This is a genomic window from Variovorax sp. P1_G12 (assembly GCF_056405555.1).
The window spans coordinates 15,479-40,422 of sequence record NZ_JBFUBW010000026.1; the positions used below are offsets into that span (position 1 = coordinate 15,479).

A 24,944-nucleotide genomic window follows, 5' to 3' on the forward strand; every position below is an offset into this window, starting at 1 on the left:
CCGCATCATGGGTATTCTCCGGTCTGACTTACCGCCCGGAATGTGCTGGCGCCTGTGTCGGGGCCTGCTTGCGACCGACCCACCGACAGCACTGCACCATGACATCGTGTCGCCGCCACACTGAACGTCACCGCACTGACCGCATCGGCTGGCTGCGCGCCGCCGTGCTGGGCGCCAACGATGGCATCGTCTCGACCGCCAGTCTCGTAATCGGCGTCGCGGTTGCCGGTCCGAGCCACGGCAACATTCTGGTGACCGGCGTCGCGGGGCTGGTGGCCGGGGCCATGTCGACCGGGCGATCCATTTTGGAGTGCTCGGCGCGGGCGGCGCTCTTCGCCCTCGCACTGGACAGGCTCGAATCGATGATCTTGCGCAGCGCGGTGATGCGCTCCTGGTCGGGGTGGCCCGTCAGCGCGCTCTTGTCGTGGCGGATCATCTCCGCGGCCTAGTGGAAGACGTCCTGGCCGAAGCCGATGGAGCGATGGCGCACGCCGATCAGGTTGCCGCTGAAGTTGATCCCGCTTGTTCCAGCGGCCCTGTTGCTTGGTGTCGCGCTTGTCCTGGCGGCACTGGGCATCCTCATAGCTGACCGTCGTGAACGACTCCTGATGGCCGCGAGCACCAGTTCGCGGCCGTCACTGGTAGCTGACCTTCGGCGTGAAATCGCCCGATTGGCCAAGGACTGCTATCGGCGAATTTGGCGAACAGGCAGTTCCGGCCAGTTCCCGCCATTCGTGGCCGACAGCTTTGGTGCTCAAGCAAACGCGTCGATGAGGGCCCGCGCGCCGGGGAGTGCGCCGTTTTACTTCCGCCAGACCAGAGTGAAGTTGTTTGCCGGCATTGGTACGGCCTCCTCCAGCACAAGGCCTTCATTGCCCGCCACTTCCGCCACTTTGTCGATGTCGCGCACGCCCCAGAGCGGATTCCTTGCGCGCAGTCTCGCATCGAACGCTTCATTGCTCCGCGACGTATGCGCGCCGACGCGCATGTACGGGCCGTAGGTCACAAGCACGCCACCGGCGGGCAGGATCCTGCCGGCGCCCGCCACCAACGCGAGCGTGGCCTCCCACGGGGAGATGTGAATCACGTTGATGCACACGACCGCGTCGGCCGCGGATACGGGCCAGGGATGCTTCGTGACATCGATGGCGAGGGGCGGCTTTACGTTCGACAGGTTGCCTTCGGCCACCCACGCCTCGATGGAAGCATGGCGCTCCACGTCCATCTCGCTGGGCTGGAAAGTGAGGGCGGGCAAAGCCCTGGCGAAGTGCGCCACGTGCTGCCCGGTGCCGCTGCCGATCTCGAGCACGAGGCCGCGTGGCGGCAATACGCGCGCAAGTACCTCGAGGATCGGCTGCTTATTGCGTTCGGGGGAGGGGGCGGTCTCGCGTGAGTCCATGCAGCGATGGTAAGCCTCAAGTCGTGCTCGGCGCCTCAACCGCTCCGTCTGCTGCCTGCCGATGTGTGCCCTCCGCTGCGGGACTTCCTTCAGGTCCCTGTGGGCGGGCTCGGCCGGCAGCTTTGCGGCAACGAGATCAGGAAAGTGGATGTCTCTTCAGGGCCGGACTACCAATTCGGCGACGTGAAAAGCGGCCGTTCGATCGGGCTTCGAAACTGGGTTGGCGCAGTCGGTGAGGCGGGTGGATCGCGGACGAAGTCTGATATGCCTTGGGACCGGTCGTTGCTACCGGGATCTCCTTGGCAACTGGATGACCGGACTCGACGTCTCAGCGTGAGTTCGCCCGGAAGGTTCGGAAACTGCCCTGACCGTTCCATAAAGTGCCAATTGGCCACACCTGCGTTGTCGGTCTCCGTCCGCCCAGTGTCGATGCCCGTTGATGCCAAACATGCTGGGTCGTACGCTAAATCAACTTTGAAAGGGTTTCCTGTTGACGATCGATTTCAGCGCCATCGTGGCGCGTAGCGGCCAAGTGGCCAAAGGACCGTTGGAGCTTCGCAGTTGCCCCGATCAGTATGTTGGCATGCTGTGCGAGTTGGAACGACTCGGGAAGATAACGACCCGCGCCCCGGCGTCGGAGCGCCCGCACCGGCCCGCACTGATCATCGTCCTCGAGTCCCCACACACAAGCGAGTTCGACGGCGACCCGGCGCCTGCCAAAGGGCCAACGGGGCGCAATCTAGCGCAGTTCCTTCGCGAAGTGATTGGCCTGAATGCATCGATCGACCTGCCAGTCATCTTGGTCAATGCTGTGCAGTACCAATGTTCTCTCAGTCACAGCACCAGCGTCTGCCGTGACAAGATTTTTCATGCTGTTTGGACGTTGAACGGCAAGGCCTGCTTCCAGAGGCGGCTTCGGAAGATCTTTGAAGCGGGCGATGCTGTCGCGTGCCTCTGCACGAAGGGTGATAGAGTGCCCTGGCTTCGTCTGGAGGTAGTGGCCGCCATGGAAGAGGCGCTTCCCGGCGTCTCAATCCAACGGCGCACGCACCCCGCCTCTTGGAGCCGCGGGGCGCGCAATCGGACGCCTGAAGACTGGAGACAGCCGGCACCACGGTTAAGGGTTCGATGACTGCGCTGGCGATCGTACAACCCAAGTCCAGCCGCCATAAGTGGCGAGCCATCTAAGCATAGCGACGCCAAAGCTCTTAGGGTCGCAAGCAGGCTTCTGCTGTCCGCCAGGAACAATCTTTCGCCAAGAGCCAGCGGCGGTCGGATTCAGACTGGTTGCGGTCGATCGGATTTCGCTGCCGAAAGACGGAGGCCGTCGAAAGCTGACTTCGGCGCTTTTTTTTGCGACCGCCCGGTCTACTTTGGAACCTGCCTTCGCCGACACCATTGACGAAATCCGAGTCAGCGCTACTGGCCGGATCGCTGGTGGCAGCGGACGACCAGAACGACGTCGCGTGCGAAAGGCGGCTTCCAAATGTCGCGAGATGGCGTTCGGGGCCGCTTCCGCTTCTGCAGGCCAGTGTCGTGCCCAGTGGCCTGGTGCCGAACGATGTATTCCTTGCTGGCTACGGTGCGGCACCAGCGGTGCCGGGCCCCTTGTTCACCTTCGCCGCCTACCTTGGTGCCGTCATGCCCAGCCCGTTCGGCGGATGGATGGGCGGACTCGCGTTGCTCTCGGCCATTTTCATCCCCGCCTTCCTGCTTGTGGTCGGCGCGCTTCCGTACTGGGAAACCATGCGCCAGCGCGATGGCGTCCAACGTTGGTGGTCGCGCTCGCTGCGGTCACCGGATGGATGCTTGCCATCTAAGGTAGAAACGCATCCTCGACTAAACCCAGCACATTGAAGTAGCCTGCGACGAAGCACTCAAGCGACAGGAATCCCATGAATGCCCTTGAACTGAAGGTTCCGCCCCCGGTCGTGGCGTTGGTTCTCGCGTTGGCGATGTGGGCTGTCTCTCGGCTCACGCTGACCGTCGAAGTCGCTGCTCCCCTGCGCATTGCTATAACAGTTGCCATCGCGCTCGTCGGCGGCGCATTCAGCGCTGCAGGCATCACCGCCTTTCATCAGGCCAAAACAACCCTGAACCCGATGAAGCCCGAAACTTCCTCATCGTTGGTCACCACCGGCATCTACCGAGTCACCCGCAATCCGATGTACGTTGGTTTGCTTTTCGTGCTCGTCGGCTGGACGGCGTTCCTTTGCGCGCCCTGGACATTGGCCGGACCGATAGTGTTCGTGGCCTACATGACTCGCTTCCAAATAGCACCTGAGGAGAGAGCCCTCATGTCAGCATTCGGTGACGTGTATGCCAGCTACAAGGCAAGGGTTCGCCGGTGGCTCTGAAGCGCCGGGCGTCGCTTTGGGCTCGCAGTCCATGCGATGAAGGAGCCGGGCGGCAACTACGGCCGCGCGCGCATCCGAGAGGCCTGCGCATGCGCCACCAGGGATAGGGCTGAAAGCTGGAGCGGCCCGATGGTCTCCGTCCGCTGTTTGGTCGCAGTCGGTCGTTGTGGTCAGCCCACTATCGGCATCAACCCGGAAAGGGTCTATGGACGCGGATTGAGCCAAAGCCATACTGCCGCACCAATGGCAATCCACAGAACCACGATGACGACCGCGCCGGCCCGGCTGCTTGGCTTCGAGCCCTCCGTCTGCATCCACTCTTCTGCTTGGCTGCGACATTCCGCGAGGACTTCAGGAGGCAGCAGTCTGATGGTCAACCAGATTAGCCCAGGGAGTAGCAGAACATCATCGACGTAGCCCAGCACCGGGATGAAGTCTGGAATCAGGTCAATTGGACTCAGCGCATAAGCGACCACAAACACACCCAGGGCCTTCGCATACCAAGGCGTTCGGGGATTCTTGCCTGCAAACCAAAGCGTCACGCCGTCGCGTTTGAGTTGCTTGGCCCAGGTCTTCAGGTTATTGCTGATATTCATCGGCCAAGAATGTCATGCCTCGCGCGGTCCGAAAATGATGATGGCCATGCCGATGAAGCACACGGCAACACCAACCCAGTCGCTGGTCGAAGGCGTGACCTTGTCCACCGCCCATAGCCACAGGATGGCGACCCCGACGTAGACACCTCCGTAGGCAGCGTACACGCGACCGGCGGCCGTTGGGTGAAGGGACAGCATCCACGCGAAGAGCGCCAAACTCAGCGCGGCCGGCAGGAGCAACCAAGCTGATTTGCCCTCTTTCAGCCAAAGGTAAGGCAGATAGCAACCAACAATTTCTGCCACAGCGGTGGCCACGAACAATCCAAGAGTCTTGATAACTTCCATGCTCGCATTGTGCTCAACGCCAGCTCGCAAGAAAAACGCGTCGTCCACCTCGATACCGAGGTACCTCACCGTCGACTCGAGCCTGGCATGGCCAAGCAGCCACTGCACGGCGCGCAGGTTACGCCTAGCGCACAGACTCGTCGGCAATCAACGCTTCGATGAACGGCAACAAATCGGGGTCGTCGCGTCGAATGTGCTCGATCAGCAACTCCCGGCCACGCCGCCAGGAGACCGACTGAAGGCGTGTTGGAAAGCAAGCGCTGAAGACTGACAACAACCGCACGTCCTTGCTATTTGCGGCGGCTCTGTCATCGAGCTTGTGCCCGACCGTGGCACCATCGACCCTCCACAGACTTTCCATGAGCGTTTCAATGCTGATCAACTGCGTTGCCTACGAGAACGGCGCCAAGCTGGCTGACATCCCGGTGGTCGACATCAGCGAGCACATCGTGCGGCCCGGTTGTTTTGTCTGGGTCGCCTTGGCTGACGCGACACCCGCCGAACTGGATGAAATGCGCGAAGAATTCGGCCTGCACGAACTGGCCGTGGAAGACGCGAGACACGGCCATCAGCGGCCAAAGATCGAGGAATACGGTTCCTCTCTTTTTGTGGTGATGCACCTGCTGGAGCCCGAGCCGGAGCGCCCAGGCCACTTCAATGTCGGAGAGGTGGATGTGTTCGTCGGCAACAACTACGTCCTGTCAGTCCGCAACCGCAGCAAGCAAGGCTTCCTGGGGGTAAGGGAACGTTGCGAGCGCGAGCCCGACCTGTTGCGGAACGGATCTGGGTTTGTGCTGTACGCGTTGATGGACGCCGTGGTTGATCGATACTTCCCCATCATCGACGCGTTGGAGGTTGAGCTGGAAAAGGTCGAGCAGCAAATCTTCACCAGAGGCGCCGCGCGAGAAAGCATCAAGCAGCTGTACGACCTGAAGCAACGTGTCATGGTCCTCAAGCATGCCGTGGCGCCGCTGCTCGAGGGTGCGAGCAAGCTGCACGGAGGCCGGGTTCCGCAGATCTGCGTCGGGTCGCAAGAGTATTTTCGGGACGTGGTGGATCACCTGGGGCGCATCAACGGACTGATCGAGGGCATGCGGGACACGATCGGCACTGCGATCCAGGTCAATTTTTCGATGGTCACCATCGAAGAGAACGAAGTCACCAAACGCTTGGCCGCATGGGCCAGCATTTTCGCAATCTGCACTGCGTTTGTCGGCATTTGGGGGATGAACTTTGAAAACATGCCTGAACTGAAGTGGCGCTACGGCTATGCAGCTGCGCTGGTGCTCATTGCCAGCGTGTGCGGCTACCTGTACTACAGATTTCGACGAGCAGGATGGCTGTAGAGACCCAGGTGCCCAACCGCGCTGTGGAAGATCTCCGTACCTTGGCGCCACCCGCACCCTTGCGCGTCTGAAACGCGATGGCGTCCTGTCGGGATGGCGCTCGTCCCGTGTCTCGATGCGTGCATGTCCGTTGGCGGCGGCATTGCCGTTGGTCATGTCAGATGAGTACTTGCATGAAGCAACGAATCGCGTCAGATACCAAGTTTCAGCCGGAGGCTGTCGCGCATCGAATTGCCCTCTTGAAGGTCGGCGGATTCGATATGCACAATGCTCGGTTTCGATTCCCAATAGCAAGGCAAAGAACACCAATGAACTTGAAGCCCACGCCAGCGCTGCTGGCGCTATGCGTCGCCTGTGGCATGGTCTCGACGAGCCAAGCCGCCGAGAAAACCCGGCCCAGCGCTCCCGCGATTGCCATGCAGGGCGATCTGCCGTCGCCAGCTTCGGTCAAGCGCCTGTACGACGAGTTCGATGTACAGCAGGCCACGCAGACCTACCTTTGGGCCCTTCCGCTCGTCTCGGTGGCGCAGTGGCAAGCCGCACAGGCGAGCACGCTCGGCGCCGGCAACGGCGATCTGGTCGTCTACGACACGTTCGTCGACAAGCTCGGGATCCTCACGCCCAACGCCACGACCCCCTACGTGATCGCCTTCGTAGACCTCAACAAGACGGGCCCTCTGGTGATCGACATGCCCGCAGGCCATGCCGCAGGCGGCGTGAATGACGCGTGGCAGCGCGAGATCGCGTCGGTCGGCGAGGCGGGACCCGACCAGGGCAAAGGTGCTCGCTATCTCTTGCTGCCTCCGGGGCAGCAGGCGCCTGCCGATGCGCAGGGCCTGTCGCCGATCCAGGCGACCACCATGAACGTGCTCATCGGGTTCAGGGCGCTCGATCCCAATCCGAAGGCGGCTCAGGCGCTGATCGAGAAATTCAAGCTCTATGCCTATTCCGATCGCGCCCATCCGCCACCCACGCGCGTCATCATGCCGAAGGACCGGCGTTGGTATGGCGGCCAGCCTGAAGGCATGGACTACTGGCGGCGATTGCACGCGGTGATCCAGACGGAGCCCGTGGCCGAGCGTGACCGCTTCTTCATGGCCATGCTCGCATCGCTTGGCGTCGAGAAGGGCAAGCCGTTCGAACCCACGGCGCCACAGGCCAGTGCCCTGAAGCGCGGTGCGGAGCTCGGCGCCAACATGGCGAAGGCGATGGCTTTCGCCAAGCGCGCTCCCGAAGCCAAACTGTGGCCGGACCGCGAATGGAAGACGGTGCTCGAGATCGATGATCCTTCGCAGCGCGTTGCCAACTTCGACCAGCTCAACGAACGCACCGCCTGGTTCTATGAGGCCGTCACCAACTCGAAGAGCATGCTGAGCAAGACACCCGGAGTCGGTCAGGTTTACCTCGGCGTCTACGCGGACAAGGCCGGGCAGTGGCTCGACGGCGGCAAGACCTACCGTCTGCATGTCCCGGCGAATGCGCCGGCAAAGAACTTCTGGTCGATCACGCTGTACGACACGCAGACGCGCAGCTACGTGGATGGGCCCGCGCAGTCTTCGGACCGCTCGTCTCGCATGCCGCTCACGAAGAACGAGGACGGCTCGGTCGATCTGTACTTCGGACCCAAGGCGCCCGCAGGCATGACCGGCAATTGGGTGCAGACGGTGCCGGGCAGACACTGGTTCGCTTACTTCCGGCTGTATGGCCCTACCGAGGCGTATTTCGACCGCAGCTGGAAGTTGGGCGATCTCGAACTATCCCGCTGAATCGCAACCCATGACCTTCACTTTTCGCATTGGATTGACCATGAAACGTTCCACGCGCGCGTGGCTTGCCATCGGCCTCGGCTTGGCCGCGCAGGCCGGAGCCCAAACACCACCGCCGGACAACCATCACTGGCTGGGTACCGAGACTGTCAAGAGCCGGCTCGGCAACTTCGAGTTCAAGGGCGGCTTTCCGACGGCGAAGGCGAGCGGCCAGCTGAACGACCTGCTGGTGATGAACCGCGCGGTCGAGGTCTACCTCCAGAACGTCTCTGCCGTCTCGATGTTCAAGTTCCGCAAGGGCCTGGGCGACTTCGGCGCGAAGACCCCGAGCCAGATCGCGATCTGGTCCGAACTGCTCGATGCCAACACGCTGCTGCTCACGCCGAATTCCGACACGGTCTACACGATTGCATTTCTCGACCTCAAGAAGGATGGGCCCACTGTTGTCGAACTGCCGCCAAAGATGCTGGGACTCTTCGACGACATGTGGATGCGCTACATCGTCGATGGGGGTGTCGCCGGGCCGGACAAGGGCGAAGGCGGCAAGTTCCTGTTCCTGCCGCCCGACTACAAGGGCGAGGTACCTGCCAGCGGTTACCACGTTGCCAGGTCACCGACGTACGGCGTCTGGATGCTCATGCGCGCGGTGGATCCCGATCCCAAGGCCGCGTCCGAGCGGTCCAGGCAGATGAAGGTCTATCCGCTTGCGCAGCAGGCCAGCCCGAGAGCCACCACTTTTCTGGATGCCTCCGGCAAGTCCATCGACACGATCCATGCGGACGACATCAGCTTCTACGAGGAGCTGAATGATCTGGTGCAGCAGGAGCCCGCCGACGCAATCGGCTCGCTGCAACGCTTCTACCTGGCATCCATCGGAATCGTGAAGGGGCAGCCGTTCGCGCCCGATGCGGCCCGGCGCGCTCTGCTCGTCGAGGCAGCGCGAGTTGCAGCGGCGACCGCACGGATGGTCGCCTACGGCGGCAAGGATCCCGACGCGATCGTCTACCCGGACCGGCGTTGGCAATGGGCCTTCGTCGGCGGGAGCTATCTGTTCGACAGCCAGGGCTACGAGAACATCGACCGCCGTGCGGCCTTCGCGTATGCGGCAACCGGCAACACGCCCGCGATGGCATCGAAGGTGGTCGGCGCCGGCTCGCAGTACATGTGGACGCCGCGCGATTCCAAGGGCAACTACCTCGACGGCAAGAAATCCTACCGCCTGCGGATTCCACCCCATCCGCCGGTGAAGGACTTCTGGTCGGTGATCGTTTACGACGCGAAGAGCCGGTCGATGCTCCAGAACGGGCAAAAGTTTCCGACGGTGAGCCTGTATTCCAAGCCCGAGCTGAACAGCGACGGCTCGATCGACGTCTACTTTGGCCCGAAGGCACCGGCCGGCAAGGAGCGAAACTGGATCAAGACGCTGCCCGATCGCGGCTGGTTCCCGATCCTGCGCTTTTATGGCCCCCTGCAGCCCTTCTTCGACAAGACCTGGCAGCCCGAGGACATCGTCGAGCTGAACGGATAGCGCAGATGGCAGCCATGGGGCATCGAGCCGACATGGGTTGAAGAATTGCGAGCTTCAGCTCATAGCCGACTGGAGCCTGCCGCGCCATGGTCCCTGTGTGCGGGATCGGGTGCATCGGCCGCTTCGCCAGTGCGCAACCTCCGCTGCCGGACCGGCCCGGCGAGACGGGCCGGTCACGTAGCACTGGGTGTCAAGGATCCCATCGATCCGCATCAATACCCGAGCGACAGCCCGGTGTTGCGGCGAGGATCGTTGGCGCCGTAGAACCGGTTGCTGGCCACCGGCTTGCCGCCCAGCGAGGGGGCACCGACGATGATCGCCGCAAGGTGGTTTGCCGGCTGTGGCGCGCCCAGATTGTGGCCCATGTCGGTCAGGATCTTGCGCGTGTCGGGGCTGAGTGCGAAGGTCTCGACGTTGGTCACGTCGGGCAGCCACTGCTGGTGAAAGCGCGGTGCGTCGACGGCTTCCTGCACGTTCATGCCGTAGTCCACCACGTTCAGGATGGTGAGGAGCACCGCCGTGATGATGCGGCTGCCGCCGGGCGTGCCGACGACGAACACGGGCTTGCCGTCCTTGGTCACGATGGTCGGGCTCATCGAGCTCAGCGGACGCTTGCCAGGGGCGATGGCGTTGGCTTCGCCCTGCACCAGGCCGTAGAGGTTGGGCACGCCGACCTTCGAGGTGAAGTCGTCCATCTCGTCGTTCAGCAACACGCCGGTCTTGGCGGCCGTGATCTTGGCGCCGAACCAGTCATTCAGCGTGTAGGTCACTGACACCGCATTGCCCCACTTGTCGGCGATCGAGTAGTGCGTGGTGTTGTTGCCTTCATGCGGCGCCACGCCCGGCTTGATATCCTTGGAGACGCCGGCCTTCTTCGGGTCGATGACGGCCCGGATCTTCTCCGCATAATTCTTGTCGAGCAGGCGGTCGAGCGGGTTCTTCACGAAGTCCGGATCGCCGAGGTAGCTGTTGCGGTCCACGTAGGCGTGGCGCATGGCTTCGATCTGATAGTGCACGGCCTGGGCCGAGTGGTAGCCCAAATCCTGGAGCGGATAGCCCTCGAGGATGTTGAGCATCTCGCAGATGATCACGCCGCCCGAACTCGGCGGAGGCGCTGACACGAGGTGGTACCCGCGGTAGTCGCACTCGACGGGCGCCAGTTCGCGGGTCTTGTACTGGTCGAGGTCGGCCTGCGTGATCAGGCCCTTGCCGGCCTGGCTCGACGCCACGATGGCGTTGCCGACCCAGCCCTTGTAGAAGCCGTCCGTGCCCCTGACGCTGATGGCCCTCAACGTCTTCGCGAGGTCTTTCTGCACCAGCTTCTGGCCGGCCACGAATGGCTGGCCTCCCTTGTTCAGGAAAATGGCACCCGACGCGGGGTCTTCCTTGAAGTCGGCCGTGGCGGTGTTGAGCAGGTCGACGTCGCCCTGCTCCAGCGCGAAGCCATTTTCGGCCAGCTGGATCGACGGGGCGAGCAGCGCGGCGCGCTTCATGGTGCCGTACTTCTCGCGCGCGTATTCCATGCCCGAGACGCTGCCGGGCACGCCCACGGCGAGGTGGCCCTTGGTGCTCAGGCCCTTGATGACGTTGCCTTCCTTGTCGAGGTACATGTTGGCGGTGGCGGCCAGCGGTGCCTTCTCGCGGAAGTCGAGGAAGGTCTTGCGGCCGTCGGCCAATTGCACGGTCATGAAGCCGCCGCCGCCGAGGTTGCCCGCCGCCGGATACACCACAGCCAGCGCGTAGCCCACAGCGACCGCCGCGTCGACCGCGTTGCCGCCGCGCTTGAGCACGTCGGCGCCGACCTTGCTTGCGAGGTGCTGCGCGCTCACGACCATGCCGTTCTCGGCCGCAACGGGCGATTGCGAGAATGCATGCAGCTGCGCTGCGCCCGCCAAGGCAAGCGCCGCCACGACGGCGCGACGCAAGTTTGAAGTCCACTGAAGTTGTTTCACGGCTTTTCTCCTTTTGAACAATGTGAGGCGTGAGTTCGCCTGCATCACAGGGCCCGACCGCCATCATGCTCTTTCGTTGAAAGTACAGGAGCTACTCAAGCTGGACGGGCCCCTTCGCCGGACCGAGGCGTATCGTCGGCGTTGTACCATCGTCGCCGCAGCTGCGCCAGCAAGGCGGCCAGCAGAGGCACTTCGGCGCGATAGGTGGGCACTTGAACGGGCGGAACCGCCAAATGTTGTTTTGCGACTACCGTAACTGGGGTCCGTTTGTTCTTTGTGCGATTTGGGACGGTAGCAACCCCCAGCATTCATGCGGGCTCACGATTCAATCGGCGCCGACACTGAGGCGCTAAGACACTCCGGCTCCCCGGCTTTCTGCGCCGCCTGCATCCGTTGGAGCAGGCTGTGCAGCATCTCGGTGGACAGCCCGTGGATCACCAGCCGATGCCCTGCCCGCAGGGTCGACAGGGGCACAAGCGGGTGTTTGTTGTTGACCAGGATCAGATGTTCGGGCGCCGCCAGGATCGTCGCCGTGTAGATGCCGATGGTTTCGTCCAGTTGCAGCGAATTGGCCGCGCGCCAGAAATCGTTGTCGGTGAGCATCAGCTGGTAGAGCGGCGTAAACAGTTCGATGGCGCTCTGCAGATCGAGGAAATTCAGCCTGCCCCGTGGCATGTCTTCCAGGCGCAGCTCCGGCTCCCTGATCATCGAGAAATCGACCTTTTCCGCCTTGCAAAGCGCCACGCCCTTGTCGCGCAGCGCCTTGTTCAGCCGGATCACGAAGTTGAAGAGATTCAGGTCGTGCTTCAGGAACATCTCGTCCTTCAGCGCGTCGATGTCGGCCGGCTCCAGCGGGTTGGTGGACACCGGAACCGGCGAATTCCGCCCGATGAAGGCCAGCACCTGCGAGCCCAGGTGAAAGTGCCGAAGGATCAGCCAGTTGGCCTCCGGCGAGACGAAGCGCTTCAGGCCCCAGGCCAGGAATCGGTGCAGCAGCATCGAGTGCGACCAGTCGCGCGGCAGGAACACCTTCACGATCTGGATCAGGATGATCGTCAGCCGCGCGATCGGCCGCAGGAACGGCAACAGGTATTGCCGCGAGCCCGAACTCGAATCGGCCAGCCATGCGGCCTTGACGTTGTCGGACAGCGGCGTGCTCTGGTCGAGATACAGCGCCAGCCAGGGACTGGGGTCGCGCTCGTCGTGCGCCTGCGTCAGGAAATCAGGTGTTCGATCCATGGGGCATTCGCTCCGTGATGTTCTGGAACTGCATCAGGTACAGGGCAGCCGTGTGGCGGGCGGTGTCGATGATCTGGCGGGCGGCGCGCGCCTGCCCTTCCAAGGCCATCACCATCTCGACCGCCGCGAGCCAGCGGCTCAGGTGCTGCTCGTCGTTGTGGCCGTGGTACTCGAGAAAGCGGAAGGCATCGGGCGGCAGCTTCAGGCTGGCCTTCAGCAGCGGCAACAGCGCCGGCACGATGCGCTGGCCCGTACCCTCGATGATGTAGATCGCCCCAAGCAGCCCGATCGGGTCCCGCGTGGCGGCCAGGCCGTGCAAATAGGCATTGAGCGCTTCGCCGCCGGGGTTGCGGCGCAGGTCTTCGATCTTTTCGACCGTGCCGCCGGCCTTGCGGTAGTCGCCAAAGAGGATGTTGAAGTCGTTCTGCTCCTCGCCTGCGTGCACGCCGATCAGCGAGGCCAGCATCTGGTATGGCTCGCTCAGCGAGGCAGCGCCTTCGCGCATCCACAGGCTGCCTTCACGCACCTGCGGCACCCACTGCTCCATCCAGTTCAGGTAGTCGGGCACGGCGAAGCGGCGCTCGCGGATCTGGCGGATGAGCGGCGTGCGCCAGACGCAGGAGCGGTAGTCGTGCCAGATGGCGGCCAGCTCTGTCAGCAAGGCGCCGAGGCCTTCGGGCGCTGCGGCCGGGTCGTGCGGCGGGGCGATCACCAGATCGTCGTCGGGCGCCGCCGCCGTGCGGGGAGCCACCGCCACGGGAGCCGCATCGGCCGCCTCGACTTCGAGCAGCATGTACGCCGCCATGAAGCGCCCCGACTCGGGCACGTAGCAGAAAATCTGCTCGCCAGGCTTCAGCGTCTTGGTATGCAGAAACTCGGCCAGCATCACGAGGATCGACGCCGCCCCCGTATTGCCGCGCCATGCGAGGTTGCTCCACCAGCGCTCGCGCGGTATCGACAGATCCGCCTTGGCCATCAGGTCCTCGACCACCGGGATGAACTTCTCCGACGAGTAGTGGCACAGGAAGTGATCGACCCGCTTCGGATCGACCCAGCCGTCGCGCACCAGCCCCGCGTACTCGTGGATGCCGATGTCGAACAGGTGCGGCAGCAGGCGGATGTCCTGCCGCAGCGACAAGGCGCCCGCCGCCTCGGCTTCGGCCCAGGAGCCGAAATCGAGATGCCCGCGCGCGCGGTCTTCGGTCAGGCCCAGCTGCATGCAGACTGGATAGTCGCCCGAAAAGGCACGCTGGTGCACCCACTTCAGCTTCAGGCGCAGCCCCGGCGCGCCGGCCAGCATGGGCGTGCCGTCAGACAGCAGCAAGGCGCCCGCGCCATCCGACAGCATCCAGCGCAGGAAATGGGAGTCGAAGTCGGTTTCATAACCGCGCGCCGCGAAGCGCGAGCGCTTGAAGAGGCGCGACGGCATCTCGCTCGCCACCGCCATCGCCGAGTGGTGCGCGCCCAGCTCGATGCCTTGCGCGGCGGCCTGAATCGCCGAAACGCCCGCCGCGCAGATGCCGTGCACCGAATGCGTTTCCATCGGCTGCGCCGCCAGCTCGCCCTGGATCATGTTGGCGAAACCTGGCATCAGCGTGTCGCCGCCCGAGGAGCCGCTCGCCAGCAGCGACACGCGCGACAGCTCCGCCCCGCCCCGCCGCAGGCAGTCGCGGATCGCGCCAGCAGCCAGCTGCGCGTTGGTGTGCCGGGTCACGCCCTCCGCGTCGATGGCGTAGTGCCGCGTGAGGATCCCGTTCTCCGTCAGGATGCGCCGCTTGATGCGCTCCGACATGCGATTGAGCGGCGCGATGTACGCGTCCATGCGGTCGTTGGGAATGGGCTCGCCCGGCATGAAGTAGCCGGCGCTTTCGAGGTAGACGCGTTGGAATGAGACGGGCATGGTTCAGGTGAAGGATGAATCGGGAGGCATCAGCGGGCGGCTGCGAAAGCGCGGCCACACGGTCCCCAGCACGAACACGCGCACCATGTACGGCACCAGTCCACCCTCGTTGAGCACGCGGTCCACCAGCGCGCGGTAACGCGTGCGATGCAGGTGGGTGAGCTCGGACCAATGGGCATGCGGGTTCTCGTGGTGTGCAGTGTGCAGGCCGATGTTGAACAGCAAGGGGTTCACCAGCCCCTCGAAATTGCGGGCGTAGTTCAGCCGGCTACCGGGGGTATCGCCGGGCGCCTCCTTCCGCGCGGCTGTACGCACGGACTTGCGGCCATCTGCATGGGCGTGCTGCAGGTAGTTGGTGGCCAGCAGCCAGTGCAGCCCGTGCAACTGCGGCACGATCACGAAGACCAAGGCCTTGCGCCAGTCGAGCGCCACCAGCACCGCCCAGCTGCCCAGCCACAGCGCGTACTGCGCCATGCAATAGCGCCATGCGCCGCGCCGGTGCTGCTGCAGCCGCGCGAGCCATGCGAAGAACACCGGCATCAGCACCCATGCAGCCTGGAACGGATGCAGCAGATAGCCCCACAGGTGGTTGGTGTCGCCGCCGAAGCGGTAGGTGCGCGCCACATCCTTCGGCCCGTGCCGGTGGCGATGGTGGTTGGCCACGTGCGCTGGCCAGAACACGAAGGTCGGGTGGCCCTGCAGCAGCGTGATCCAGAAGTCCGTCAGCCGATTCATGCGCCGACTGCGCCACATGCGCAGGTGCACATGGTTGTGATGGATCACGCCGATGCCGAGCGTCAGGAACAGCATCAGCCCGTAAAGCAGCGCGTTGAAGCCGTGGAGCCATTGCCAGGCCGCCAGTGCGGGCAAGGCAGCGAGGTAGGCCAGGCTCTGCCAGTCGCGCCAGTGGCGCAACCCCGGCAGGCGGCGGCTAGCGTCGTCAGGCCGTTGTTGCGCCACGCTTTTTTCGGAAAACCTGAAGCACCGGCTCGGCCGCGTCGGCCGCGATGCGCGTCCTGAACAGCCGGTCCATGAACGTGAACTGGAAGCCGTAGTTGCCGTTGTGCACGGCATGGTGCAGATGGTGCCGGCGGCTCGCCGCGAACCAGTGGCTGTACGACACGCCCGTGAAGAAGTCGTAATTCGAATGCCCGACGCAGTTGAAGAGCAGGCTGAACACCGGCACCGCCGCCAGCGACCAGAAGCTGAAGTCGTGCACCACCATCGGCAGCAGGATCACGTTGCCGAGCATCAGCGCCTCCACGGGATGGAAGCTGTAGGTCGCCCACGGCGTGGTCACGAACGAGCGGTGGTGCGGCCCGTGAAAGCGCCGCAGCCAGCGCGTGTGCAGCAGGCGGTGGTTGATCCAGAAATGCACGTCGTTCCAGAGCGCGAGCGCGAGGATCTCGACGACGATCTGAGGCCACGCCGCATCGCCGTCGAGCCGCGCCCAGCCCAGCTGCAGCAGCCCCCACGGAAACACCATGCCCAGCCCGAAGATCAGCACCGACTCCCCCGACTGCCTCAGCTCGCGCTGCAACTGTCCCGGCTGCAGCGGCCGCGGATCGAGTTCGCGCCCGACACCCAGCGCCGGCAGCAAGCGCTTCGTCACTAGCCACGTCAGGCCGCCGAAGCCGAGGTAGATGCCACCGAAAAAAAGAACGCCCCACAGCATGACCTGCGGGGCGGACAACGAAGTGAAAGTCTGCGCCATCCCCCGAGGCTACAACAGAAGTGGCCCCGGTCGTCTGAACAGCTTTTCCCGATTTCCAAGTGGACTGCGGGCGGTTTGGCAACGGTGCAGAGAGAATGGAATGGACGCCCCCTTTCACTGGCGTCCGCCTGCTGCCAAAGTCTGAGCGAGCGATCTTGCCCGCTCACTCTGTGGAGGCAGCCATGAAGATCAATCTACCCCATCGCCTGCGCGTCGCGCTGGCCTTGCAGCATGGCGATCGTGCGGATCGAAAAGCCAGCCACTAGGTAAACTGAGCGGATGGTCTCTGCAGCGGTGAAAGAAATGAAGGGTGGCCTGCCGATCATCGCGTTCGCCTCCCCCGAGGACTGGGGAACGTGGTTGACCCAAGAAGCAGCCACGTCAAAGGGGCTTTGGCTCAAGCTGGCCAAAAAGAGTGCCGCGGAACGAAGTGTCTCCCGCAAGGAAGCCATCGAAGTCGCTCTTTGTCATGGCTGGATTGATGGGCAGCTCGACAAGTACGACGACCAATGGTGGCTGGTTCGATTCACGCCGCGCTCGCCAAAAAGCAAATGGTCGGATATCAATCGCACGGCAGCGATGAAACTCATCGAAGACGGCCGGATGCTTGCATCTGGCCTGGCACAGGTGCAGGCGGCCCAGGCGGATGGCCGCTGGGATGCAGCCTATGCACCCCAGAGCACCGCCATCGTCCCCGCGGATTTGCAGGTGGCGCTTGACGCATCTCTTGTGGCCAAGCGCTTTTTCGAGGAACTCGATGGCGCCAATCGCTTTGCAATCCTCTACAGGATACAGGACGCAAAGACGCTGAAGACACGTCTCCAGCGCATCGAGAAATTCGTCGGGATGCTCGCGCGGGGTGAAACGATACATCCCACCAAAAAGCTCGCAAAAAGGTAGCGCGCAGTCTATGCTGCTTACGCTGCCGAGCCGCTGTCCAGCAACCGATAGCGACCATCAGGTCTAGAACCGCACCCCGAGCCCGGCCTGGATCAGGTCGGCGTCGTGGTCGTATCGTGTCGCAAAGCGATTCCATGTCACGCGCGCCAACCACCGCTTGCCGAACTTGTAGCTCGCCGAGACCGAGACAAGGGCGGACACCCGGCCGTCGCCGGTGCGATCCGTAGGAATTTTGTCCTGGGTGACGGCGACATAAGGGCCCACGCCTGCTGACAATGCAAACCGATCGTCGAAGAAGGCGTTGGTTGCCCAGATCTGTGCCACGATGCCGTAGCGCCGCGCCTGGAACTGGCCGCTTTCGTGCATGAGCGACGCGCTCACGTCGACATGGCGGCCAAGCCCGTGTCGATACTCTAGGGTTTCGGCAGGAGACGAACCCGATTTGTCGCTGTTCTGGATCGAAGCGCCGAGCATCAGGGTGAATTCATTGCCAGTGACGTTCGAATCTCGCACGACCGAGCGCTCGCGCGGACCCGACTGCTCCGAGCCCTCCAACTGATAGCCGACGCCGAACAGGAGCGCCGTCGTGTCCGGACCGCCGTTGGCTTTCACGCGATTCAGCTCGATCTGTCCGATCCAGCGGCTGTCGAAGTAGTAGGCGGCGCGCAGGCTCAGGAGAGCGCCCCAGCCGTGGGCATTGACAAAGGCGCCGTCGGCGCGGCCGGTGACCATGTCGAAGTAGCGGTCACCGGCCGCGCCGGCCGACAACTCCCATCGGTCCAGAAGCGGAAGACGTCCTCAGATCTGAATTGCCTGCCCGTCGCGGTGATGGTTCGGGAGGTGTCCTTCGTTGAGCCACGAGAAGCTCCAGGCCGCGTAGGTCCCGAGACCCGACCGATAGGTGCCCTCCCACGAATAGGTGCTTTCGCCACTGCTCCTGAGCGAGTCGAGTGTCAGACCGACATCAGATGCTATGTGGGACTATCCGAGAGAGACCCGTTTAGCTACAACGGGATTTCCCAACCTCTACTGCAAAGGAGCCGGAAATGTCGACAACTCAGACAGTCCCACAAGTCAAGGATACGGCGATCGCGGGCGAGCTGTACATCAGCTTCGAACTCGGCGACAAGAAGTGGAAATTGACGGCGAGCGACGGCCACCGCGGCCCGAGCCGATTCAACGTGGATGCTGGCGACACGGCCACCGTTGCGCATTGCATCGGCAAGGTCCGGGAACGCTGCAGGCTCGAGCCGCAGGCCCGGGTGCACTCGTGCTACGAAGCAGGGCGCGATGGCTGGTGGCTGCATCGCTGGCTGGTTGAGCAGGGCGTCGACAACATTGTGGTCGACTCCTCCAGCATCGAGGTGAACCGACATGCCAGGCGGGCCAAGACCGACCGAATAGATGGCGACAAGCTGTTGGCGATGCTGCTGCGCCATCATCGCGGCGAGCGTGTGTGGTCGGTGGTGCACGAGGCCACGCCCGAGGACGAAGACGCGCGCCGCACGCACCGCGAGCTTGCACGGCTGACGCAGGAGCGCACTTCACACATGAACCGCATCGGCTCGCTGCTGGTGCTGCACAACCTGCGTCCGCGCGTCATCATCGGCGGGCGAGACTGGCACGCCTGGTGGGCGCGCCATGGCGAGCAGGTGCCGCCTGTCTTGCGCGCCGAGATCGAGCGCGAGAGCGCGCGGCTGACTCTGGTCAAACAGCAGGTCCTCGCGATCGAGGCGCATCGGCGCCAAGAGCTGGAAGCCGGCAAGCAGCCGCTGGTAGCGCAACTGGCCCTGCTGCGCGGCATCGGGCCCAAGGGCGCCTGGGTTTTGGTCAAAGAATTGTTCGGCTGGCGGCGCTTCGCCAACCGGCGCGAATTGGCTGGCTGCCTAGGGTTGGCACCCACGCCCTACGACAGCGGCGGCAGCCAAATCGAGCAAGGCATCAGCAAGGCCGGCAACAAGCGGGCGCGTGCGTTGCTGGTGGAACTCGCCTGGGCCTGGCTGCGCTTGCAGCCCGACAGCGTCCTGACCCAGTGGTTCAACCGACGCTTCGCTGGCGGAGGAAAGCGCATGCGACGCGTAGGCATCGTAGGCGTGGCGAGAAAACTCGCGATCGCGCTATGGCGGTATCTGCAGTACGGCGAGATCCCGGCCGGGGCCTCGCTCAAGCCGGCCGCAGCCTGAAGTTGCGGCGGCCTTGTTTCAACACACGGTGACATGGGAATGCATCATCATGATCAAAGGTCGACGCGCCCGAGAAGTAAACGGGTCACTATGTGACCGTCATCTCAGATGGGGCGCTTCGGTAATCGGGGTTTGCCAGTGCGCTTCGCGCGCATGCAGCATGAGGTGCAGGGTGTTTACGTCCTGCACGGATAGAAGGTCGTCCGAGCACTGGCTCGAACGCTCGCCATACCTCGACCTCGGCTCAGATGCATAACGCCACGCCACCGCCCTCATTCGCTCAGCAACAACCAGGTGGGGTGCCATGAAGTAACCACGCATCGATACGTTGATCAGGAAGAATTGACAAAGGAGTCCTCATAGAAAGTCTACTTCTGCGATCCGCACAATCCTTGGCAGCGCGGAACCAACGAGAACACGAACGGCTTGCTCAGGCAGTACTTCCCCAAAGGGATCGATCTCTCGAGCCATTCACAGGCCAAGCTGAATGCCGTTGCAAGACAATTGAACGAGCGACCAAGGAAGACCCTCGACTTCCACACGCCGGCTGAGATGTTCAGCCAAATCGTTGCATCGACCGGTTGAATCCGCAGACCAATAGGGGTGATTGCGAGGAAGACCACTTTCGCTCCTGTTGTGAATTTGCGGGGATGGCTGAGTGACCGGTTCTGGCCGCACGCTGAAATTGGAGCAACAAACCGCTGTCGCAGTGCTGCTCCCGCTCCGGCGGCCATTGAACATCCTACTGAATACCGTACTGCTCCCGTAGCTCAGCCCATTTCAGCAAGCTGTCCAATGCCGGGCAGAGCTGCTGCCCCCAAGGCGTCATCCGATAGTCGACTCTTGGTGGCACCTGCGAGTGCACGGTGCGTTCGACGATGCCGTCAGCCTCAAGTTGTCGCAATTGCTGGGCAAGCATCTTCTGGGAAATGCCGGTGATGCATTTCTCCAGGTCCGAGAACCGCAGCACCTTCCCACCGAAGAGGTGGAACAAGATAACGAGCTTCCAGCGCCCCTCCAGAAGGCTGAAGCACGCCTCGACGTCGATGGCGGCGGTGAGCGGCGTGTAAGCCTTGCGCTCCGCGGGGGGTGGAGCACTAACCTTTTGGTGCGTACTTGTCATGAGGTGAGCGTAGGCCGAGCATCCGTGCATTGCAACTACCCGCTGAATTCCATGAACGTCCAGACCCCTGACGCCATCGCGCGATACCTTGAATCGCGTGGAGCCGACAATGAAGCCTCGCTCAGCGAGTACTTCCACGCGGATGCAGTTGTTCGAGACGAGGGCCAGACGTTTCATGGCTTGAACGCCATCATCGCCTGGAAGGCGGAAGCTGAAGCCAAGTACCAGTACCGGCTGGTGCCACTCGGCCTCTCGGGGGAAGGCGGCACGTTCAAGCTGTTGGCGCACCTTGAAGGCAATTTCCCGGGAAACCGGGTCGATTTGATGCACGTCTTTGGCCTCAAGGACGGCCTCATCGACTCTCTCGAAATCCGTACACCTGTCGAACTCGAGGGTCGAAGGGCGCTCGTCACGGGCGGCTCCAAAGGGATTGGAGCCGCCGTGGTCGCGCAACTGACCCAGGCCGGAGCCACGGTGCTGACCACAGCCCGCGCGGCGCCTGCGGACCATGGGAAGGCAGCCTTCGTGGCCGCAGACCTGTCCACGGCGGCCGGCTGCGACGGCGTCGTACGCGCCGTCGAAGACCAGCTCGGCGGCGTGGACATCGTCGTCCATGTGGCGGGGGGCTCGTCGGCACCCGCCGGCGGCTTCGCCGTGCTTGATGACGACGAATGGCAAAAGGCGTTCGCCATGAACCTCTACGCTGCCGTTCGCATTGACCGCGCCCTCCTGCCGGGCATGCTTGCCCGCGGCGTGGGCGTCATCGTGCATATCACCTCCATCCAACGGCAAATGCCGTTGCCGGAGGCAACCACTGCCTACGCTGCCGCCAAGGCCGCCCTGTCGACGTACAGCAAGAGCCTGTCCAAGGAGGTCAGTCCGAAAGGTGTGCGCGTGGTGCGCGTCGCGCCTGGTTGGGTGGAAACCGAAGCCGCTGTGAGCCTCGTCGAGAGAATCGCCAAAGAGAACGGAACTGACTACGACGGTGCACGCCGCTCCCTCATGAACTCCCTCGGGGGCATACCGCTTGGGCGTCCTGCCAAGCCGCAGGAAGTCGCAGAACTGGTCGATTTTTTGGTGTCACAGCGCGCAGCCTCCATCACCGGGGTCGAATACGTTATCGACGGGGGAACAGTTCCCGTTGCGTGAGGCAAGCTTCGGCGCTGCGCCGGCCTGCGCAGCGTAAGGCTAGTGAAGCCAAATGTAGAGTTCGACCATCGAATCGGAAGGTCGGTCCGAATGTCGGCTTCTCTGATCGGGCCAACTTGTCAAGCGCAGCGCTCTGCATTTAGGTGTTTGGCTTCGGGATTCTCGAACAGAACGGCTCGGTGCAGCTCACGCTTCTCTACGCAGTCGGACCCGACCCGAAGGTCGGCGCTGCACGCATTGGTCAGACGGAGCGGAGAGCCACGCTATTGGACGCGCTTTGATGCGCAGCAGACATTTACGGCTTCATCCGGACCATCGTCTACACCTTGACGCTCAATTTCAGGATTCTCGGTTTCCTTTCCAACTCAGTGGTCGATGATGCCGGCGTCAATGCTCATGCAGCTGCCGCGATCGGCTCCTGTGCACCCCAGCGGAACTCCGATCCGTCCATCCACATGCGGTGCAGGATGACGGCCAGTTTGCGTGCCACCGCAATCACCGCGCGTCGGTGGCCTCGCGTCTTGGCCAGCCGCATGCCCCAGGCTTTAAGCGACGACCACTGCGCGTTGCGCGTAAGCAGCGAGTGGGCCGCGACGTACAAGGCACTTCGCACATCCGCATCGCCCGCCCTCGAGATATGGCCGGGATTGTCCATCTCCCCAGACTGGTAGCGCCTGGGCGTCAACCCAAAGTGGGCCGCAACCGTTCGTGACGCCTTGAAGCGGGCCGGGTCGTCCACAGCGCACTTGAAGGTGAGCGCGGTCACCGGACCGACGCCGGGGATCGACATCAGGCGCGCGCACAGCGGATCTGCCCTGGTCAACGCTTTGACGGCGTTGTCCAGCTTCAGATAGGTCTTGTAGAGCACGGTCCGGGCGTCCAGCAGCGGTGTGAGGGCACAAGACAGCAACTCGTCATCGGCGAAGGTCGAACGCACCTGGACATCGAACGACCCATGGCCAACACGCGGGGCCAGGCGGATGCCGAAAACGCGCAGCAAGCCGCGCAGTTCGTTCTCGAGGTCGACGCACTTGGCGAGGATCGCCTTGCGGCTGGCAAGCAAAGCTCGCACCCGGTGGCTGTGCAGGCTCTTGATGTGCACGCGGCTGTACCAGCCGGTGCGAAGGATCTGCGCGATGCCGCGGGCGTCGTTGCGGTCGGTCTTGTTGCGCATCGCATCCAGGGTGTTCTTGACGCGTCGTGCCTCCAAGCAAATGACCTCGAAGCCTGCGGCCTGCAGGCCGTACGTGAGGTACTGGCTCAGCGCGCCCGCTTCAAAGCCGACCGACTTCAGCTCGGGGCTGAACGCATGCAGCCAGTCCACGATCACGTCGACGTGCGCGTCGACCTTAGCCTCCCGGCAGACCTCGCCACGGTCGTCCACAACGCAGATCGAGACGGATCTCAGGGACACATCAATTCCGGTGAAGTAGGTCATTCAAGCTCTCCTTCGTAGTGGGTTTACGAGTCTAGGAAGAGAACTCTGCAGGTCAATCAACCTGCCCGATCACCGATGCTGTTGGCCGCATTCTGCCTTCTGAGCTCGCGCGCCTTAGCCTATCGAACTGAGCATTTTTCGCATCGGGAGGCCCTCGATGCCAAACGCCGACACCGGAGAACCGCTCGGCACGAATCCGTTGCGGAGATAGAACGCCCGTGCCGTGCGCGTGCTCTCCAGGCGCAACGCCTCGACGCCCGCTCGAGTTGCGTGGTCCTCGATAGCTACGAGCAGCGCCTTGCCCACGCCGGTAAAACGCACAGACGGGGCGACATAGCAAAGCGTCACCTCGCCGGTCCGCAACGCGGAGCCGAATCCCACGACTGTTTCGCTAGCGATGGCGACAACCGAAAACGCAGTTGGTGCAAGGACGAGCATGCGAACGAAGTCAGGCGTCTTGTTGCTCAGCCACCCTTCAAGCACGGTAGCATCGCCGCGGTGGTCGTCGCTGCAACATTCAAGGATTGAGCTCCGAATGACACTGCAAGCGGCTGTTGCGTCGTTTACCGTCGCGGGTCGAACTTGAAATTCCATGGGCTTCTCAGATGTCGGCTTCTGGGGCCGCATTCTGCCGCTACTTCGTTCCGGCCGCGTGGTGCGGCGAGCTATGCATCGCCCCGAAGCGTAGCCAAGACGCGTTCGAAGACGGCGGCGGACTGAGCTGGGTGCGTTCCAAGCCAGTCGTGAAGGCGATGGCCTGCGCCGGCCAGGCGAATCACCTCAACGCTATTTGCCTTCTGAGCGCGTGTGGCGTATTCGTGCTCGACCTCCTTGGGTATCACTGAGTCCTCCGAGCCACACACCACAAGCAGCCTGCCGCTGATTCGCTCAAGGGCGTCGAAGGCTGGAGACGCAGCAAAGGAGGTCGTAGCGCGGATAACCTGCTGGAAGCCCAGCCCGAAGGTCAAGTCCTGTGCCGCTTGCTCGTATGCCGCAGGGCAGTAGAGCACGAGCGCTGTTGGAGCGAGCGAGTCAATCAAGGTGCACGCCACATGGCCGCCCATGCTGCTGGCAATCATCGAGACCGGACGCTGCATCCTGAGATGCTCGACCACAGCAAGCGCTTGCTCGGCACGATGGCTCAAGCTCGAATCGGCAAGGTCTCCGGTGCTCTGGCCATGCCCCGAGAAATCGAACGCCACGCAAGAGCACCCGCGCTCGGCCACCGCCGTAAGCAGGGGTTGGAATCCCTGGCGCGTTGAACGTCCTCCACCGTGGAGAGCCAGAATGCGCGGGGCGGTCCCGGATGCGCCACGTGTGACCGAGCCGTGAAGCACGACATCACGAAACGGAACCTGGAAATCGGAGATATCAATCACGCCGCCTCGCTCAATCGATGGTGAACCCGGAACGACCGGTGTTGGCCGACTGCTGACAGCGCTGATGACTGGCCACAAATGAAGGCCCGCTGAACTACGCCGGACCTCCCGGCAACGCACCGAGCTGCTGCATGAGGCCCAGCGTGTCCATGAGAATTCGAGTGGATTTAACTTTCGCACCCTCGAAGCGGTCGATGACCATGCCCGAGACACGGACTGACCTCTGCGTAGGAGGAACTCCCAAGAAGGCGCCCTGATGCGTTCCGTGCCATTCAAAGCGCGTTAGCACGCGGTTGTCTTCTGCCATCTGCTCTTCAACATCCCAGCGCATGTCGGGAAACGCCAATCGCAGCGCAACCAAAGTCTCCTTGAGGCCGGCAAGGCCAGGACCTTGTCCTGGCAACGGGACCTCCTCCACCATGTCGGTGTGAAAGTAGTCGCCGGTCGCGGCAATGTCGCCGAGGGAGAGCACCCGGTACAGGAACTCTTTGACAATTGCCTTGTTCTGTTCGAGCACGATATCTCTTTGGGGTGCAGAGTCGAGTTTCCGCATGATAGCGCTTGAATTCTGCGGACCACGGCATCAAAAAAGGAAGCGTGCACGACATCGCCAGTTCCTGAGAAACCAGC

The 24,944-nt window shown here is 63.0% G+C and carries 23 protein-coding genes and 4 pseudogenes; 12 read left to right on the forward strand and 15 right to left on the reverse strand.

Translation table 11 applies throughout. The features are described from left to right. Nucleotides 1–98 precede the first annotated feature (98 nt). A pseudogene (locus AC1D2O_RS25880) lies at nt 99–290 on the forward strand (VIT1/CCC1 transporter family protein); the annotation flags it as partial. 512 nt (nt 291–802) lie between these two features. Here AC1D2O_RS25880 and AC1D2O_RS25885 read toward each other — a convergent pair. After that, the gene (locus tag AC1D2O_RS25885) at nt 803–1,399 is read right to left on the reverse strand and encodes a DUF938 domain-containing protein (protein WP_478091433.1); all 597 of its coding nucleotides are present in this window, start codon (nt 1,397–1,399) and stop codon (nt 803–805) included. 490 nt (nt 1,400–1,889) lie between these two features. On the opposite strand from AC1D2O_RS25885, the gene AC1D2O_RS25890 reads away from it, so the two are divergent. The 3 genes and pseudogenes from AC1D2O_RS25890 to AC1D2O_RS25900 all read left to right on the forward strand — a co-directional run bounded on the left by AC1D2O_RS25890 (nt 1,890) and on the right by AC1D2O_RS25900 (nt 3,756). Then, the gene (locus AC1D2O_RS25890; RefSeq protein ID WP_478158137.1) at nt 1,890–2,531 is read left to right on the forward strand and encodes a hypothetical protein; all 642 of its coding nucleotides are present in this window, start codon (nt 1,890–1,892) and stop codon (nt 2,529–2,531) included. 380 nt (nt 2,532–2,911) lie between these two features. After that, nucleotides 2,912–3,169, forward strand: a pseudogene (locus tag AC1D2O_RS25895) (chromate transporter); the annotation flags it as partial. A gap of 125 nt (nt 3,170–3,294) precedes the next feature. Then, nucleotides 3,295–3,756, forward strand: a complete 462-nt coding sequence (locus AC1D2O_RS25900; protein ID WP_478158138.1) for a methyltransferase family protein — start codon at nt 3,295–3,297, stop codon at nt 3,754–3,756. 203 nt (nt 3,757–3,959) lie between these two features. On the opposite strand, the gene AC1D2O_RS25905 is transcribed toward AC1D2O_RS25900, so the two are convergent. From AC1D2O_RS25905 to AC1D2O_RS25915, 3 genes are all read right to left on the reverse strand, one after another. Further along, on the reverse strand, nt 3,960–4,352 hold the full coding sequence (locus tag AC1D2O_RS25905) for a YkvA family protein (protein ID WP_477650313.1): 393 nt from the start codon (nt 4,350–4,352) through the stop codon (nt 3,960–3,962). Nucleotides 4,353–4,364: 12 nt separating this feature from the next. Beyond that, on the reverse strand, nt 4,365–4,697 hold the full coding sequence (locus AC1D2O_RS25910; RefSeq protein ID WP_477650312.1) for a YnfA family protein: 333 nt from the start codon (nt 4,695–4,697) through the stop codon (nt 4,365–4,367). 124 nt (nt 4,698–4,821) lie between these two features. After that, nucleotides 4,822–5,058 carry a hypothetical protein gene (locus AC1D2O_RS25915; RefSeq protein WP_477650308.1) on the reverse strand — a complete coding sequence of 79 codons (237 nt, stop codon included), beginning with the start codon at nt 5,056–5,058 and terminating at the stop codon, nt 4,822–4,824. A gap of 10 nt (nt 5,059–5,068) precedes the next feature. Between AC1D2O_RS25915 and corA the strand changes: the two genes are divergently transcribed. The 3 genes from corA to AC1D2O_RS25930 all read left to right on the forward strand — a co-directional run bounded on the left by corA (nt 5,069) and on the right by AC1D2O_RS25930 (nt 9,337). After that, complete coding sequence (gene corA, locus AC1D2O_RS25920; protein WP_477650311.1) at nt 5,069–6,043, forward strand: magnesium/cobalt transporter CorA; 975 nt, start codon at nt 5,069–5,071, stop codon at nt 6,041–6,043. A gap of 173 nt (nt 6,044–6,216) precedes the next feature. Then, nucleotides 6,217–7,809, forward strand: coding sequence for a DUF1254 domain-containing protein (locus AC1D2O_RS25925; protein ID WP_478158139.1), 1,593 nt, complete (start codon nt 6,217–6,219; stop codon nt 7,807–7,809). Nucleotides 7,810–7,849: 40 nt separating this feature from the next. Continuing rightward, nucleotides 7,850–9,337, forward strand: a complete 1,488-nt coding sequence (locus AC1D2O_RS25930; protein WP_478158140.1) for a DUF1254 domain-containing protein — start codon at nt 7,850–7,852, stop codon at nt 9,335–9,337. A 212-nt stretch (nt 9,338–9,549) separates the two neighbouring features. Here AC1D2O_RS25930 and ggt read toward each other — a convergent pair whose 3' ends face one another. The 5 genes from ggt to AC1D2O_RS25955 form a co-directional block, all read right to left on the reverse strand. Further along, entirely contained in the window at nt 9,550–11,172 is a 1,623-nt protein-coding gene (gene ggt, locus AC1D2O_RS25935; protein ID WP_478091713.1) for a gamma-glutamyltransferase, read from the reverse strand. A gap of 435 nt (nt 11,173–11,607) precedes the next feature. Next, on the reverse strand, nt 11,608–12,528 hold the full coding sequence (locus AC1D2O_RS25940) for a DUF6999 family protein (RefSeq protein WP_478091709.1): 921 nt from the start codon (nt 12,526–12,528) through the stop codon (nt 11,608–11,610). Continuing rightward, on the reverse strand, nt 12,512–14,428 hold the full coding sequence (locus AC1D2O_RS25945) for an iron-containing redox enzyme family protein (protein ID WP_478091710.1): 1,917 nt from the start codon (nt 14,426–14,428) through the stop codon (nt 12,512–12,514). The genes AC1D2O_RS25940 and AC1D2O_RS25945 overlap by 17 nt, the downstream gene beginning before the upstream one ends. Nucleotides 14,429–14,431: 3 nt before the next feature. Beyond that, nucleotides 14,432–15,388 carry a fatty acid desaturase gene (locus AC1D2O_RS25950; protein ID WP_478091711.1) on the reverse strand — a complete coding sequence of 319 codons (957 nt, stop codon included), beginning with the start codon at nt 15,386–15,388 and terminating at the stop codon, nt 14,432–14,434. After that, entirely contained in the window at nt 15,369–16,142 is a 774-nt protein-coding gene (locus AC1D2O_RS25955) for a sterol desaturase family protein (RefSeq protein WP_478158141.1), read from the reverse strand. The genes AC1D2O_RS25950 and AC1D2O_RS25955 overlap by 20 nt, the downstream gene beginning before the upstream one ends. Before the next feature lie 279 nt (nt 16,143–16,421). Here AC1D2O_RS25955 and AC1D2O_RS25960 point away from each other — a divergent pair, with 279 nt between their 5' ends. After that, nucleotides 16,422–17,042, forward strand: coding sequence for a YdeI/OmpD-associated family protein (locus AC1D2O_RS25960; protein ID WP_477650714.1), 621 nt, complete (start codon nt 16,422–16,424; stop codon nt 17,040–17,042). A 63-nt stretch (nt 17,043–17,105) separates the two neighbouring features. Here the strand turns inward: AC1D2O_RS25960 and AC1D2O_RS25965 are convergent, their stop codons facing one another. Beyond that, nucleotides 17,106–17,810 (reverse strand): hypothetical protein, encoded by a 705-nt coding sequence (locus AC1D2O_RS25965; protein ID WP_478158142.1) that lies wholly within the window; start codon nt 17,808–17,810, stop codon nt 17,106–17,108. 278 nt (nt 17,811–18,088) lie between these two features. Here AC1D2O_RS25965 and AC1D2O_RS25970 point away from each other — a divergent pair, with 278 nt between their 5' ends. Both AC1D2O_RS25970 and AC1D2O_RS25975 read left to right on the forward strand, forming a co-directional pair. After that, entirely contained in the window at nt 18,089–19,225 is a 1,137-nt protein-coding gene (locus tag AC1D2O_RS25970; RefSeq protein WP_477650599.1) for an IS110 family RNA-guided transposase, read from the forward strand. A gap of 363 nt (nt 19,226–19,588) precedes the next feature. After that, nucleotides 19,589–19,810, forward strand: a pseudogene (locus tag AC1D2O_RS25975) (IS30 family transposase); the annotation flags it as partial. Between the two features lie 157 nt (nt 19,811–19,967). Here AC1D2O_RS25975 and AC1D2O_RS25980 read toward each other — a convergent pair. Continuing rightward, nucleotides 19,968–20,348: a winged helix-turn-helix transcriptional regulator gene (locus AC1D2O_RS25980; protein ID WP_478158143.1), complete on the reverse strand. Its 381-nt coding sequence runs from the start codon at nt 20,346–20,348 to the stop codon at nt 19,968–19,970. A 51-nt stretch (nt 20,349–20,399) separates the two neighbouring features. Between AC1D2O_RS25980 and AC1D2O_RS25985 the strand changes: the two are divergent. Both AC1D2O_RS25985 and AC1D2O_RS25990 read left to right on the forward strand, forming a co-directional pair. Then, nucleotides 20,400–20,693, forward strand: a pseudogene (locus AC1D2O_RS25985) (nuclear transport factor 2 family protein); the annotation flags it as partial. Further along, nucleotides 20,673–21,497 carry an SDR family oxidoreductase gene (locus tag AC1D2O_RS25990; protein ID WP_477650291.1) on the forward strand — a complete coding sequence of 275 codons (825 nt, stop codon included), beginning with the start codon at nt 20,673–20,675 and terminating at the stop codon, nt 21,495–21,497. The pseudogene AC1D2O_RS25985 and the gene AC1D2O_RS25990, both read left to right, overlap by 21 nt. 394 nt (nt 21,498–21,891) lie before the next feature. Here AC1D2O_RS25990 and AC1D2O_RS25995 read toward each other — a convergent pair whose 3' ends face one another. The 4 genes from AC1D2O_RS25995 to AC1D2O_RS26010 all read right to left on the reverse strand — a co-directional run bounded on the left by AC1D2O_RS25995 (nt 21,892) and on the right by AC1D2O_RS26010 (nt 24,831). Continuing rightward, complete coding sequence (locus AC1D2O_RS25995) at nt 21,892–22,935, reverse strand: IS110 family RNA-guided transposase (RefSeq protein ID WP_477650289.1); 1,044 nt, start codon at nt 22,933–22,935, stop codon at nt 21,892–21,894. 114 nt (nt 22,936–23,049) lie between these two features. Then, nucleotides 23,050–23,529, reverse strand: coding sequence for a GNAT family N-acetyltransferase (locus AC1D2O_RS26000; RefSeq protein WP_477650288.1), 480 nt, complete (start codon nt 23,527–23,529; stop codon nt 23,050–23,052). A 71-nt stretch (nt 23,530–23,600) separates the two neighbouring features. Further along, nucleotides 23,601–24,314, reverse strand: coding sequence for an alpha/beta fold hydrolase (locus tag AC1D2O_RS26005; protein ID WP_477650287.1), 714 nt, complete (start codon nt 24,312–24,314; stop codon nt 23,601–23,603). A gap of 94 nt (nt 24,315–24,408) precedes the next feature. Beyond that, a complete protein-coding gene (locus AC1D2O_RS26010; RefSeq protein WP_478158144.1) occupies nt 24,409–24,831 on the reverse strand; it encodes an ester cyclase in 423 nt (140 codons plus the stop codon). Nucleotides 24,832–24,944: the final 113 nt, after the last annotated feature.

What these genes read in the sequence shown, in the direction of transcription:
- AC1D2O_RS25885 (WP_478091433.1), bottom strand. Translation starts at nt 1,399, where the DNA reads ATGGACTCACGCGAGACCGCCCCCTCCCCCGAACGCAATAAGCAGCCG.
- AC1D2O_RS25900 (WP_478158138.1), top strand. Translation starts at nt 3,295, where the DNA reads ATGAATGCCCTTGAACTGAAGGTTCCGCCCCCGGTCGTGGCGTTGGTT.
- AC1D2O_RS25905 (WP_477650313.1), bottom strand. Translation starts at nt 4,352, where the DNA reads ATGAATATCAGCAATAACCTGAAGACCTGGGCCAAGCAACTCAAACGC.
- AC1D2O_RS25910 (WP_477650312.1), bottom strand. Translation starts at nt 4,697, where the DNA reads ATGGAAGTTATCAAGACTCTTGGATTGTTCGTGGCCACCGCTGTGGCA.
- AC1D2O_RS25915 (WP_477650308.1), bottom strand. Translation starts at nt 5,058, where the DNA reads ATGGAAAGTCTGTGGAGGGTCGATGGTGCCACGGTCGGGCACAAGCTC.
- corA (WP_477650311.1), top strand. Translation starts at nt 5,069, where the DNA reads ATGCTGATCAACTGCGTTGCCTACGAGAACGGCGCCAAGCTGGCTGAC.
- AC1D2O_RS25925 (WP_478158139.1), top strand. Translation starts at nt 6,217, where the DNA reads ATGAAGCAACGAATCGCGTCAGATACCAAGTTTCAGCCGGAGGCTGTC.
- AC1D2O_RS25930 (WP_478158140.1), top strand. Translation starts at nt 7,850, where the DNA reads ATGAAACGTTCCACGCGCGCGTGGCTTGCCATCGGCCTCGGCTTGGCC.
- ggt (WP_478091713.1), bottom strand. Translation starts at nt 11,172, where the DNA reads ATGGTCGTGAGCGCGCAGCACCTCGCAAGCAAGGTCGGCGCCGACGTG.
- AC1D2O_RS25940 (WP_478091709.1), bottom strand. Translation starts at nt 12,528, where the DNA reads ATGGATCGAACACCTGATTTCCTGACGCAGGCGCACGACGAGCGCGAC.
- AC1D2O_RS25945 (WP_478091710.1), bottom strand. Translation starts at nt 14,428, where the DNA reads ATGCCCGTCTCATTCCAACGCGTCTACCTCGAAAGCGCCGGCTACTTC.
- AC1D2O_RS25955 (WP_478158141.1), bottom strand. Translation starts at nt 16,142, where the DNA reads ATGGCGCAGACTTTCACTTCGTTGTCCGCCCCGCAGGTCATGCTGTGG.
- AC1D2O_RS25960 (WP_477650714.1), top strand. Translation starts at nt 16,422, where the DNA reads ATGGTCTCTGCAGCGGTGAAAGAAATGAAGGGTGGCCTGCCGATCATC.
- AC1D2O_RS25970 (WP_477650599.1), top strand. Translation starts at nt 18,089, where the DNA reads ATGTCGACAACTCAGACAGTCCCACAAGTCAAGGATACGGCGATCGCG.
- AC1D2O_RS25980 (WP_478158143.1), bottom strand. Translation starts at nt 20,348, where the DNA reads ATGACAAGTACGCACCAAAAGGTTAGTGCTCCACCCCCCGCGGAGCGC.
- AC1D2O_RS25990 (WP_477650291.1), top strand. Translation starts at nt 20,673, where the DNA reads ATGCACGTCTTTGGCCTCAAGGACGGCCTCATCGACTCTCTCGAAATC.
- AC1D2O_RS25995 (WP_477650289.1), bottom strand. Translation starts at nt 22,935, where the DNA reads ATGACCTACTTCACCGGAATTGATGTGTCCCTGAGATCCGTCTCGATC.
- AC1D2O_RS26000 (WP_477650288.1), bottom strand. Translation starts at nt 23,529, where the DNA reads ATGGAATTTCAAGTTCGACCCGCGACGGTAAACGACGCAACAGCCGCT.